Source organism: Bacillus sp. FMQ74 (assembly GCF_001875785.1).
Lineage (GTDB): Bacteria > Bacillota > Bacilli > Bacillales > Bacillaceae > Bacillus > Bacillus stercoris.
Genome location: NZ_MOEO01000001.1, coordinates 570,392 through 582,738 on the forward strand (window position 1 = coordinate 570,392; position 12,347 = coordinate 582,738).

The window sequence follows — 12,347 nt, forward strand, 5'->3', positions numbered from 1 at the left end:
TGTTTTTTACATATCAAGGGGAAGATGAGATATTTTTGTTTTTTTTATTGAAACTTTTTGAAAAGCTCGCTGTCTAACCGAATGAGGCCTTAATAAGAAGTAAAGGATTGTTGTTCGTGTTGGAGTTATTCAGCCATTATGTATTGCATTTCGAACGTTATTTTATATTAAGCAGACAAAGCACCTTGCTGATTCAATGGTCAATTGTTGTTCTGGCGGGCTTATATCTATTGGTGCATCACCCCAAAATCAACCGGTACCGCACGGTGTTCTTAGCAGGTGTTATATTGCGGATTGTGCTGCTGGCAGGTGTGTCTGTTGAACTCATTCACCAGGTGGAATCAACAAATTTCACCAGCGCTTACATGAGAGAGGACGGCAATGAACTGAGGCCGTTGGTGCATTTTTTGTTATACGGTTATGTGCTGCTAACGGCTTTTCACTACATGCTGATGCCTCGTGATCATGGCGGAAAGGGTATGTTTTATACGTTCGACCTGGCCGTTGTCAGTTTGCCGATCGTACAAATGATTTTTAGTTTCTTTTCGTATTGGAAGGAATACCCGGATGGGATGGAGCCGATTGCATTCGTGTTCCTGTTTTTCATCATCACTCTTCCCATTGTGTTGAATGTAGTGTTTTTCAAGCTGTATTGGAGAACGAATAAGATCTTGCTAGGTTTATTTTATACGTTGATTATCGGACTGCTTGTCTTGCTGCTTGCGCCATATCCCAATCAAATCTCAAAAGATTATGGTGCAGTAATGCCATATACGATTTATTTGACAATGGCGGGATTTTTGATGAGCTATCATCTGTTCCAAAAGTCAGGGAAGGTTTATGTGCGTGTGAATAAGTGGCTGACGATGGCTGTCATGGTGTTTTTTGTCCTTCTTTTAAATCCGATATTTAACATAGGAACGGCTGCTTTCATTGTATCAAAACCGATAAATGTCCATGATTCATTCAATTATGTCGAGGAGCACATTTCATCAGAAAAAGCGGAACAGATACTAAAGTCATTTTTTCCTACGGATGAAACACTTTATTTGCACGATACGAACATGGATGTGCATTATTTCTACTCATTTGAAAGCAAGAGTTATAAAGCTGAGGTAGATGAAGTATCGCAGCTGATTCGTAATTATGAATACTTACAAAAAGCGCATGGGAAAAAACTAACGAATCAGGAGTACAAGCGGAAGTCCATCTCTTTTCTTGAGCGACACGGACGTGTGTTACATAAGGATCATATCGAAACAAAGGTATCAAATGAGGACGGCCAGACAGTCGTGCGTATTTACCTGAAAAACCGACTTCATAAAAAAGATCATGCTGATGATGGCGCGGTATTTTATTGGGAAAAGGAAACCTTAATGGGTTTTAGTGAAGATCCTTCGATTTATCAGCTTGACTCTCTATTGCATGTTCATATAACAGAACAAGACATCCACGACAAAGTGGAACAAATGTTTACAGCGCTGAACATATCAAAACAGCCTTATCAGATCACTGATATTGAAAGCGACAGCCTGCTCGGAAGCATGGTGCGTGTTGAAACAAAAGATGGAATTGTATTGGAGTTTGATGGAGAATCCGGTAGTTTACACAGTCTCTCGATTCCTATGAAAAAGGAAATTTCACTGACTAACAGCCGGCTGCAGCGGCAGGTATTAACAGTCTTCGATGCTGATGTATCAGAAATGAAGAAAAAAAGCAGGAAAAGTGACCTGGTAATGTATACTGATTCTTCTAAAGTATATGAGTTTTTTGAAGATCAAGGTCAGCTAAACGTTTATGTATACAGCGATACACCTCATCAGCCATTCCCCTATACGTATCGTAATGGAACATTGGCTTATGAAAAAGTAGCTTCTTCCTATCAGGATGTCATTTACAAAAAGCGTATGCGTCCGATTATCGTTCAAAGAGGGGATGAACGGCATTATGCATGGCTGATCATTATTCAGCCGTTTGGTTCAAATCGCCATGATGCCTATGTAGTGGATGGAGAAACACAAGAGGTGAAAAGTCTTTATGAATCATAAAGAAAAAGAGTCCGTTTATTTAGACTTATACGACCTGTATAAAGATGGAGAGCTAGAGGATGAATCAATGGAATGGATGAAACAGCATGAGCCCCTATTTCAAAAGAATGCGGAAGACTTAAAGAGTAAAACTTGTTTAAAGAGAAGTCCCGGTGCTGAAGAAGAAAGCCAAATCAGATACATGAAAGTATACCTGTCTTCCATGTATATCTGTTTCATTTTATTGGCCATTTGGATGACGGTGTGGTTTTACTTTTAATGAAGCATAGGGATTCCATTGAGGACTTGTATCGGCAGTATTATCAAGAAATTTTAAATTATTTATTCAGAAGGACTCATCACCTTGAAACAGCCAAGGACTTAGCGCAAGACACGTTTGTGAAAGCTCTTAACGGTCTGGCCTCGTTTAGGGGGCATTCTTCCATCAGAACATGGCTCTACACCATTGCCCATCACACCTTTATCAATTGGTACCGCAGGGATGTCAAATACCAATATACTGATATCAGCAAAAATGAAGGGTTAACGCAAACAACTTATGAGCAGCCTGAACAGTATCTGTCACGAACGGTAAAAAGCGAAACGCTGCGGCAGGAGCTCCTGAAGTTAAAAGATCATCATCAATCGGTTTTGATTTTAAGAGAATTCCAAGAGCTTTCTTATGAAGAAATCGCTGAGATATTAGGATGGAGTCTTTCTAAGGTGAAAACCACATTGCACCGGGCTAGATTAGAGCTGAAGAAAAACATGACGAAAAGGAGAGAGGAGGAGCGGATATGACCTGCTTTCTAGTAAGAGACCTGCTTCCTCTGTATCTTGAAGGTGATTGTAAAAGAGAAACGGAACACATTATAGAAGAGCATTTAAAAATATGCAGCAACTGCAGAGACATGTATGACACGATGGCTGAGCCATTTGAATTGGAAAGTGAGCAGGCTGTTGAGGAGGCTTTTCTGCCGGAAGAAGAAATGCGTTTTAAACAGAGGTACTATGGTTTACTGATCATAAAAGCTGCCTGCTGGTTTGGAGCGGCGTTTGCCGTGATGCTGATCATCAAACTGCTGATATAAAGCAAAGCGCTTGTCCGTCTGACAAGCGCTTTTTTAGATTAAGCCTGGGGATGAATCATATCGTAGATAGCGGCAAGCTGTTCTTGTGACAGGGCACTGAAGAGTTTTTCATAAACGTCAGCTTGCAGCGGCGTTGCACCTGCTTGTACCGCTGCATCTTTATCATAGCTGTATACATCATCTCGCAGCACAATGGCTGCTTGAAGAATGTGAATCTTTAAGGAAACAGCGGAGAAAAATTGTTCAAGTGCAAGTGCTTCTTTTTCTGTGAAGCCAAGTTCAACTGCTTTTTCTGTATCGAATTTATAATCTCCATCCTCGAGATACACACATTGTGAAACAATGCTGAAAAATTCTGATGTCGATTCCCACAATTTTGCGATGACTTGAGCCTCTTCTTTTGTCATTCCTAACTCGACAGCTTTTTCGCTGTCGAAATAATATACACCGTCTTGTTCGTATATACATTGATTTAGAATATCAATAAATGCATTGATATCTTCGTTTGTGACTGTCTGATGCTGAACATAAACATCAGTGTGATCATCCGGTGTTTTTGCGCTGGCTGCATCAGGACCGAACGTTAATAGAGCAGCTGAGGTCATTGCGGCAGTCGTTAGCATCGCTTTTTTTACAAATGTGTTCTTCATGTTTCTTCTCTCCCTTTTATGAATTGTGCTACAAATTCCATTATAGGGAGTGATTACCGGTGGAGAAATAGGCGCTATGGTATTTTATGTGTATCGTTGCCGAACTACTTTTTGAGGGCTGCACGTGTGATCGTTAGAACGATTGTCGATGTATGAAGGATGATTTGCATCTTCCTGACTAAGAAACAGAGGAGATAAGGCTTAAAGAAATGAAAAACACCGCTTTCTTTGCGGTGTTTTTTGATTACAATGTCGCCGGCGGGGCAATGCTTTTAATCAAGCAAGCCCTGTTCGCGCATTTTCTTTTTCAATGTAAATCCGCCGCCCATAACGGCGCAAACAAGTACAATGCTGGCGATAATGCCAATGGCGCTTTTTTCAGCGATAAAGACGCCGATCAGCATAATGCTGAAAACTGCTGCAAATGCAAATAATAGTAAAAGCCAATTCGTTTTTTTCATATTTTCCATCCCCTTTTAGGTCTTATATTAAGTTTACTGAAAAACGTGACGCTTTTAAAGAGGATGTGTGGTATAATATGAAAGTTATCTAATTTTTTTAGGAGATGAAAAAGTGAAACTTCGAAATGATCTTCGCAACATCGCGATTATTGCCCACGTTGACCATGGGAAAACGACTTTAGTCGATCAGCTTTTACATCAGGCTGGTACGTTCCGTGCCAACGAACAGGTTGCTGAACGCGCAATGGACTCTAATGATCTTGAACGCGAACGCGGCATTACAATTTTGGCGAAAAATACTGCGATTAACTATAAAGATACACGTATCAATATTTTGGACACCCCTGGACACGCAGACTTTGGGGGAGAAGTAGAACGGATTATGAAAATGGTTGACGGCGTAGTGCTTGTCGTTGACGCATATGAAGGCTGTATGCCTCAAACTCGGTTCGTTCTGAAAAAAGCTCTTGAGCAAAACCTGAATCCGGTTGTTGTTGTAAACAAAATTGACCGTGACTTTGCCCGTCCTGAGGAAGTAATCGATGAAGTTCTTGATCTGTTCATTGAGCTTGATGCCAATGAAGAGCAGCTCGAGTTCCCAGTAGTATATGCTTCCGCGATTAATGGAACAGCGAGTCTTGATCCGAAACAACAGGATGAAAACATGGAAGCTTTATATGAAACGATTATTAAGCATGTTCCGGCACCTGTTGATAATGCAGAGGAGCCGCTTCAATTCCAAGTTGCCCTTCTTGACTACAACGACTATGTAGGCCGTATCGGAATCGGACGCGTATTCCGCGGCACGATGAAAGTCGGACAGCAGGTTTCTCTTATGAAGCTTGACGGAACGGCTAAGTCATTCCGTGTAACAAAGATTTTTGGTTTCCAAGGCTTAAAGCGTGTGGAAATTGAAGAAGCAAAAGCGGGAGACCTCGTTGCGGTATCCGGGATGGAAGATATCAACGTTGGTGAAACGGTATGTCCTGTAGACCATCAAGATCCGCTTCCAGTACTTCGCATTGATGAGCCGACACTTCAAATGACATTTGTCGTGAATAACAGTCCGTTTGCAGGCCGTGAAGGCAAATATGTAACGGCTCGTAAAATCGAAGAGCGTCTTCAATCACAGCTACAGACGGATGTGAGCTTGCGTGTAGAGCCAACAGCTTCTCCTGATGCTTGGGTTGTCTCCGGACGCGGTGAGCTGCACTTGTCAATTTTAATTGAAAATATGCGCCGTGAGGGCTATGAGCTTCAAGTGTCAAAACCTGAAGTTATCATCAAAGAAATCGACGGCGTACGCTGTGAGCCTGTTGAACGTGTGCAAATTGATGTACCTGAAGAGCATACTGGCTCTGTCATGGAATCAATGGGAGCACGCAAAGGTGAAATGGTTGATATGATCAATAATGGAAACGGCCAAGTCCGTCTCATCTTTACAGTTCCTTCCCGCGGATTGATCGGTTACTCTACTGAGTTCCTATCATTAACACGCGGATTCGGTATTCTGAACCATACGTTTGACAGTTACCAGCCGATGCAGGCGGGCCAAGTCGGAGGACGCCGTCAAGGTGTGCTTGTGTCGATGGAAAACGGAAAAGCGACATCTTATGGTATTCAAGGAATTGAAGACCGCGGTGTCATCTTCGTTGAGCCGGGAACTGAAGTATACGAAGGAATGATCGTTGGAGAGCATAACCGTGACAATGACCTTGTTGTTAACGTCAGCAAAATGAAACAGCAAACAAACGTCCGCTCTGCGACAAAGGATCAGACAACGACAATTAAAAAAGCGCGCATCATGTCTCTTGAGGAGTCTCTAGAGTACTTAAACGAAGATGAATATTGTGAAGTAACACCTGAATCCATCCGTTTAAGAAAGAAAATCCTCAATAAAAACGAACGTGAAAAAGCGGCTAAAAAGAAAAAAACAGCAGGATTGTCTTAATCTCGTGCAGAATTTGAAAAGATAGAACCCGTACGTTTACAGGGGAGGGAATCTTTTTGAATGACGTAAGCGAACGCCTGTCGTTCTTCGCCGCTCTATATCAAGTAGACCGGCAGCCTGCGGCAGGCATGTGGCTGCTGTACGGCACGATTTTTGTGTTGGCCGTTATTGTATTTAAGCTTGGATTTGCTAAACGGCTTCCTGTATTAAAATCAGCGGTGGTGTATGTATTTCTTGCTTTAGGCTGCACTGTTTTGACTTTTTTAGGAGTGTTTTTGCCCGTGGCAGAAGGATTGGTCGTCGCTGCGCTGATTTTAATCATTTACAAAATTCGGCTGTATCAGTCGAAAAAGGGACAGTCTGCAAAATCATAAAAGACTCAGCTGAAAGCTGAGTCTTTTTTTGTTCTGTATGTTAAGCGGCCGCTTTATTTTTTTACTTTTTCTTTTTTCTGCTGTCCCGGGTGAAAAGTAAATTTTCCCGTTTTTAGCCGTTCTTCTGTTTTTTTGGCAATCCGATCGTGGCATTCCTGGCACATATATGTATGGATCGGGCGGTTTCGAAGCCGTTTCGCGATCAGGGTATCATCATCAATTGTTTCAATTTTATCGCAAATAGAACATTTGACCCTCATCATATCACCTCTTTCACTAACATGTATTATAGCACGGATTAGAAGCTGTCCAAAATAAGAAAAAGCTAAAGCGCAAGGCTATAGCTTAATCATTGTTGTTCTTTTTCATATGATGATCTGATTGATCATTTTGTTCCTTCTCCATTTCCTGCTGCTGTTTTCTATTTAATTGATCATTTTGCTGCTTTGTTTGCGGCTCGTCTTCATTGTCAATCACATCGTTAGGCACTTCGGGAAGCACTCTGCCGACAATCGCAGCTAATTCATCCAGTATGCCTGTTACCGGATGGCCCTCACTGATTTCTCTGCTCATTTCACGCAGGCGGCTGACCGTATCGGGATCTGCAATAACAACTGCGTTGGCGCCATATCGATCATTTTTTAGAGCCTGTGCTACAGAGTATTTGATGGTTTCCACTTTGCTTCTATCCAAAGTGTCATCGACATCAATCCCAACAACAGCATAACCTCCCAGCACAACAGCTGTTGCATCCTTGACGTCAGGGTTTTTTTCAGCAACACTGACCAGGTGCTTGGCTATATCAGCTCTTGTTCCATTGTCTTTTGTTTCCTGAGTTGTGTCCTTTACGTGAATCGGTTTAGTCTCCTGCTGTCTTGTTGATTCTTTTTCAACATTCTGGTCCTGTTTTCCTTGTTGATAGGCACAAGCGGACAGGATAAGCGTCAGCTGTATGATAATGAAAAGAATTCGCACTTGCGGGTTCCCTCCTTGAAATACTTTCATTAATTTTATTGTTGAATTAACCTTCTATCTTTATGCACAAAAACATATATTTTAGCAGGCATTCACCTTTTTCATCAAAAGAGAAGCAGGAAGAACTTTGACCCTTATATCAGGAGGCTGAGACTTGAGTAAAATTTATGTGTTAGATACGAATGTGTTATTACAGGATCCTAACGCGATATTTTCTTTTGAAGAAAACGAGGTTGTCATCCCTGCTGTCGTATTAGAAGAGGTTGATTCAAAAAAACGGTATATGGACGAAGTTGGGAGGAATGCGAGGCACGTATCTAAGCTGATCGATGCGCTAAGGCAAAAAGGCAGGCTGCATGAGCATGTACCGCTTGACACCGGCGGCACACTGAGAATTGAACTGAATCATCGTTCGTTTCACCAGCTGCAAGAGATCTTTATTGAAAAGACGAACGATAATCGCATATTAGCTGTTGCGAAAAACCTAAGCCTAGAGGAAGAAACCAAAGAAAATGGCAGGCCGGTTATCCTCGTCAGCAAGGACGTACTTGTTAGGGTTAAAGCGGACGCAATCGGACTTCTTGCTGAAGATTTCTTAAATGACAGGGTTGTGGACAATGATGAAATGTACAGCGGCTATAAAGATATATATATCAGCCAGCAGCTGTTCAGCTCTTTTTACGGGAAAAATCAAATTTCAGTAAACGATGTGAAGCAGCATGCGTTTTATCCGAATCAATTTGCTTTAATGAAGGATGAGCTGGGAGGATCCTCCTCGGCAGTCGGAATTGCAGACAAAACCGGAACGGTATTAAAAAGACTCGTATTTGATGATGAACATATATGGGGAATCAGGCCGAAAAATGTACAGCAGACAATGGCGTTAGAGCTTTTGCTGCGGGAAGATATTCCGCTGGTTACCCTGATCGGAAAAGCGGGAACCGGCAAGACGCTCTTAGCCTTGGCGGCAGGGCTATTACAGACAGAAGACTTGGGGATATATAAAAAGCTGGTCGTCGCAAGGCCAATTGTTCCTGTTGGCAAAGACATCGGGTATTTGCCAGGCGAAAAAGAGGAAAAGCTAAAGCCTTGGATGCAGCCGATTTTTGACAACTTAGAGTTTCTGTTCAATGCGAAAAAACCAGGAGAGCTGGAGGCTATTTTGGCGGGAATTGGCTCAATTCAGGTAGAGGCGCTGACTTATATCAGAGGGAGAAGCATACCAGATCAATTTATTATCATTGATGAAGCGCAAAATTTGACCAGGCATGAGGTAAAAACATTGCTAACGAGAGTCGGTGAGGGCAGTAAAATAGTCTTAATGGGCGATCCTGAACAAATTGATCACCCATATTTAGACAGTCTGAACAATGGTTTGGCCTATGTGGTTGAGCGGTTTAAAGGACAACCCATCTCAGGCAGCGTGAAACTGTTAAAAGGTGAGAGATCAGGTCTCGCCCAGCTTGCCGCTGACTTGCTGTAACATTAAATGATTTCGATTTCTTTTAAATCGGTTATCGGCTGTTTATGATCAACCGGGTCTTCAAAGTAAATATGCACGGGGCCGCCTTCTTGAATCGGCTTGCCTGCCTCACTGAAATGGACAATACTGTTCAAAGCTGTTTCCAGAGAGACAGCGGCCTTTCCTGAACTTGTGACAAATACACATTGTGTCGCAGAGCTGTTTGGCTCGGCATTTTTCAGCACAGTCCCAAGTCTCATTGCAAAACTGCCGTTCATCAGTTTTTGCTTCTCGTATTGTTTTTCGGTCTTTAAAGTCGGCGGCGCAATCCGGCCCTCTCTGATGACGCGTTCTGAATCAAGGTCGGATTCATCCCCGATAGATTGTAATGTGTCTTGACTGTCCCCTTTGTGGTCAAACAAAAATTTGCGATCATCAAAAATCCATACGCTTGGATCAATGGTAATCGGATATGTAACATTGCCTTTTACTTGGATAACGCTCATAATATGACCCCCTTCTCTCAAAATTATAAAAGTTTTCGCATGAATTGTCACTTTGTGTACAAATTATGTGTATTGAAATGCTGAGGGAACGAGGGTGTTTGCATGGTATGCCGGCATAATGATGAGCTTGAAGCCTTAGTGAAAAAGGCGAAAAAAGTAACGGACAAGGGGGAGGTAGCCAGTTATATTCCCGCCTTGGCAAAAGCTGATAAACACGATCTGTCAGTGGCGATTTATTATTCCAATAATGTTTGTCTGTCAGCAGGTGACGTAGAAAAAACATTTACGCTTCAGAGTATATCGAAAGTCCTTGTACTTGCTTTGGTGCTAATGGAATACGGCAAAGATAAGGTCTTCAGTTATGTTGGACAGGAGCCGACCGGTGATCCGTTTAATTCAATTATCAAGCTGGAAACAGTAAATCCGAGCAAGCCGTTAAACCCTATGATTAATGCCGGGGCATTGGTAGTGACAAGTCTGATTAGAGGAAGAACGGTGAAAGAGAGACTTGATTATTTGCTTTCTTTTATTAGAAGGCTGACAAACAACCAAGAGATTACATACTGCCGAGAAGTGGCTGAATCCGAATACAGCACTTCAATGATTAATCGGGCAATGTGTTATTATATGAAGCAGTACGGCATTTTTGAGGATGATGTAGAAGCAGTAATGGATTTATACACGAAGCAATGCGCGATTGAGATGAGCAGCTTGGATTTAGCGAAAATCGGATCTGTATTTGCATTGAACGGCAGAAATCCTGAGACTGGGGAGCAAGTCATCTCAAAAGATGTCGCAAGAATTTGCAAAACATTTATGGTGACGTGCGGAATGTACAATGCAAGCGGGGAATTCGCAATTAAGGTCGGAATCCCTGCGAAAAGCGGCGTATCCGGCGGGATTATGGGTATTTCGCCTTACGATTTTGGGATCGGCATATTCGGCCCGGCATTAGACGAAAAAGGGAACAGCATTGCAGGTGTAAAGCTTTTGGAAATAATGTCTGAGATGTACAGGCTGAGTATTTTTTAATTTATGTCATATGCTTAAATCCTCTTGCATTTTCTGTTGATACCCTTTATGATAAATAGAAGAATTAGGTACTCGCCTGGGGAACGGAGGGATACTTTTGGCTTCAGAGATGATAGTTGACCATCGGCAAAAAGCTTTTGAACTCTTAAAAGTTGACGCTGAGAAGATTTTGAAGCTGATCCGAGTACAAATGGATAACTTAACGATGCCTCAATGTCCTCTATATGAAGAGGTCTTAGATACTCAAATGTTCGGGCTTTCGAGGGAAATCGATTTTGCTGTCCGCCTGGGATTGGTTGATGAAAAAGACGGTAAAGACCTTTTATACACATTGGAGCGCGAATTGTCTGCTTTGCATGACGCGTTTACAGCTAAATAAATGATAAAACTCAAACTTATTAACAGTTTGGGTTTTTTTATAACCGCTATTTTTCGCTCATCTCATCAAAGACGGTCTTTTTTTACACATTCCTTCCGAAACGTATAGAGATTCTTCGTCTCGTTTGATAAATTGTAGTAAAATAAAAAATATAAATACATAAAAACCATAGAAAATGAAAGTTAGATGCAGGGAAGAGGATGTTATGTTAAAAAAAATGCTAAAATCTTATGATTACTCACTGATATTCGCAATTGTTTTACTGTGCGGATTCGGTTTGGTGATGGTATACAGCTCAAGCATGATTACGGCTGTCTCTCGATACGGAGTAAGCAGTAATTTTTTCTTCATGCGGCAGCTGTTTGCTTTAATTGCAGGTGGCGCTCTATTTATTCTCATGGCTTTGTTTCCATACAAGGCATTGGCCCATCAAAAGTTTCAGAAGGGGATACTGCTTGTTTCTGTTCTTGCGCTTATCTCACTGTTTGTTTTCGGGCATGTTGCCGGAAACGCGCAGAGCTGGTTTAAAATCGGCGGAATGAGTGTCCAGCCGGGGGAGTTTGTGAAACTGGTCGTGATTTTATACCTTGCAGCCGTATATGCCAAAAAACAAAGCTATATTGACCATCTATTAACGGGTGTAGCTCCTCCGGTAGTCATGACGCTTGTGATTTGCGGGTTAATTGCCATGCAGCCAGATTTCGGTACAGCCATGATTATAGGGCTGATTGCGACGTGCATGATCTTGTGCTCCGGATTCAGCGGAAAGACACTGATGAGGCTTGTGATACTGGGCGGAATTGTTTTGATTTTAGTCAGCCCGATTATCTATTTGAATCAGGATAAAATTTTAACTGAAGGCCGTTTAGCGCGTTTTGAGAGTCTTGAAGACCCATTTAAGTATGCAAACTCATCAGGTTTGCAAGTGATCAATTCTTATTATGCGATCGGCTCAGGCGGCATTTTCGGTCTGGGGCTCGGTGAAAGTATCCAAAAATACGGATATCTGCCTGAATCACACACTGACTTTATTATGGCTGTCATTGCTGAAGAGCTCGGCATTTTTGGGGTTTTGTTTGTGATTTTCCTATTGGGTTTTGTCGTTATTAAAGGTTTTTATATAGCCAGAAAATGCGAGGACCCGTTTGGAAGTCTTTTAGCGATCGGCATTTCAAGCATGATTGCCATCCAATCGTTTATTAACCTTGGCGGTGTCAGCGGATTAATTCCGATTACAGGGGTTACGCTGCCATTTATTAGTTACGGGGGCTCTTCTTTAGTGCTGCTGCTGGCAAGCATGGGGATATTAGCGAATATCAGCATGTTTGTGAAATATTCAGAGAATAAGAAAAAGAGAGAGCCCTTGGCGCCGAAGGGAATGAAAAAGAAACAGCTCAAAAAAACTGTTTATCTGTAAAAAACAAGTGTGTACAGGGGAA

General features: G+C 42.0%; 15 protein-coding genes. 10 read left to right on the forward strand and 5 right to left on the reverse strand.

Annotated elements, in window-relative coordinates; genetic code table 11:
* The first annotated feature begins 107 nt into the window (after positions 1-107).
* From BLL41_RS03090 to BLL41_RS03105, 4 genes are read left to right on the forward strand one after another with little or no spacing between them, the layout of a single operon-like run.
* On the forward strand, positions 108-2,048 hold the full coding sequence (locus tag BLL41_RS03090) for a hypothetical protein (RefSeq protein WP_083427906.1): 1,941 nt from the start codon (positions 108-110) through the stop codon (positions 2,046-2,048).
* A complete protein-coding gene (locus BLL41_RS03095) occupies positions 2,038-2,307 on the forward strand; it encodes a hypothetical protein (protein WP_071576759.1) in 270 nt (89 codons plus the stop codon). Before BLL41_RS03090 ends, BLL41_RS03095 begins: the two co-directional genes overlap by 11 nt.
* A complete protein-coding gene (gene ylaC, locus BLL41_RS03100) occupies positions 2,307-2,828 on the forward strand; it encodes an RNA polymerase sigma factor YlaC (protein WP_071576926.1) in 522 nt (173 codons plus the stop codon). The genes BLL41_RS03095 and ylaC overlap by 1 nt, the downstream gene beginning before the upstream one ends.
* Positions 2,825-3,118: an anti-sigma factor family protein gene (locus BLL41_RS03105; protein WP_071576760.1), complete on the forward strand. Its 294-nt coding sequence runs from the start codon at positions 2,825-2,827 to the stop codon at positions 3,116-3,118. Before ylaC ends, BLL41_RS03105 begins: the two co-directional genes overlap by 4 nt.
* Before the next feature lie 38 nt (positions 3,119-3,156).
* On the opposite strand, the gene BLL41_RS03110 is transcribed toward BLL41_RS03105, so the two are convergent.
* Both BLL41_RS03110 and BLL41_RS03115 read right to left on the reverse strand, forming a co-directional pair.
* The gene (locus BLL41_RS03110; RefSeq protein ID WP_071576761.1) at positions 3,157-3,768 is read right to left on the reverse strand and encodes a hypothetical protein; all 612 of its coding nucleotides are present in this window, start codon (positions 3,766-3,768) and stop codon (positions 3,157-3,159) included.
* A 272-nt stretch (positions 3,769-4,040) separates the two neighbouring features.
* The gene (locus BLL41_RS03115) at positions 4,041-4,229 is read right to left on the reverse strand and encodes a YlaF family protein (protein WP_040083245.1); all 189 of its coding nucleotides are present in this window, start codon (positions 4,227-4,229) and stop codon (positions 4,041-4,043) included.
* Positions 4,230-4,341: 112 nt separating this feature from the next.
* Here BLL41_RS03115 and typA point away from each other — a divergent pair, with 112 nt between their 5' ends.
* Positions 4,342-6,180: a translational GTPase TypA gene (gene typA / locus BLL41_RS03120; RefSeq protein WP_003232278.1), complete on the forward strand. Its 1,839-nt coding sequence runs from the start codon at positions 4,342-4,344 to the stop codon at positions 6,178-6,180.
* A 56-nt stretch (positions 6,181-6,236) separates the two neighbouring features.
* Entirely contained in the window at positions 6,237-6,554 is a 318-nt protein-coding gene (locus BLL41_RS03125; RefSeq protein WP_003232274.1) for a YlaH-like family protein, read from the forward strand.
* A 53-nt stretch (positions 6,555-6,607) separates the two neighbouring features.
* Here the strand turns inward: BLL41_RS03125 and BLL41_RS03130 are convergent, their stop codons facing one another.
* Entirely contained in the window at positions 6,608-6,817 is a 210-nt protein-coding gene (locus tag BLL41_RS03130) for a YlaI family protein (protein WP_003232271.1), read from the reverse strand.
* An 82-nt stretch (positions 6,818-6,899) separates the two neighbouring features.
* Entirely contained in the window at positions 6,900-7,529 is a 630-nt protein-coding gene (locus BLL41_RS03135; protein WP_071576762.1) for a YhcN/YlaJ family sporulation lipoprotein, read from the reverse strand.
* Positions 7,530-7,683: 154 nt separating this feature from the next.
* Between BLL41_RS03135 and BLL41_RS03140 the strand changes: the two genes are divergently transcribed.
* Positions 7,684-9,012, forward strand: a complete 1,329-nt coding sequence (locus BLL41_RS03140; RefSeq protein WP_014663850.1) for a PhoH family protein — start codon at positions 7,684-7,686, stop codon at positions 9,010-9,012.
* A 2-nt stretch (positions 9,013-9,014) separates the two neighbouring features.
* Here the strand turns inward: BLL41_RS03140 and BLL41_RS03145 are convergent, their stop codons facing one another.
* Complete coding sequence (locus tag BLL41_RS03145; protein ID WP_071576763.1) at positions 9,015-9,497, reverse strand: hypothetical protein; 483 nt, start codon at positions 9,495-9,497, stop codon at positions 9,015-9,017.
* Between the two features lie 102 nt (positions 9,498-9,599).
* Between BLL41_RS03145 and glsA the strand changes: the two genes are divergently transcribed.
* The 3 genes from glsA (at position 9,600) to ftsW (ending at position 12,325) form a co-directional block, all read left to right on the forward strand.
* Positions 9,600-10,529 (forward strand): glutaminase A, encoded by a 930-nt coding sequence (gene glsA / locus BLL41_RS03150; protein WP_071576764.1) that lies wholly within the window; start codon positions 9,600-9,602, stop codon positions 10,527-10,529.
* A 97-nt stretch (positions 10,530-10,626) separates the two neighbouring features.
* Positions 10,627-10,908 carry an Fpa/YlaN family protein gene (locus BLL41_RS03155; protein ID WP_003245286.1) on the forward strand — a complete coding sequence of 94 codons (282 nt, stop codon included), beginning with the start codon at positions 10,627-10,629 and terminating at the stop codon, positions 10,906-10,908.
* Positions 10,909-11,113: 205 nt separating this feature from the next.
* Positions 11,114-12,325, forward strand: a complete 1,212-nt coding sequence (gene ftsW, locus BLL41_RS03160) for a cell division protein FtsW (RefSeq protein WP_071576765.1) — start codon at positions 11,114-11,116, stop codon at positions 12,323-12,325.
* Positions 12,326-12,347 lie beyond the last annotated feature (22 nt).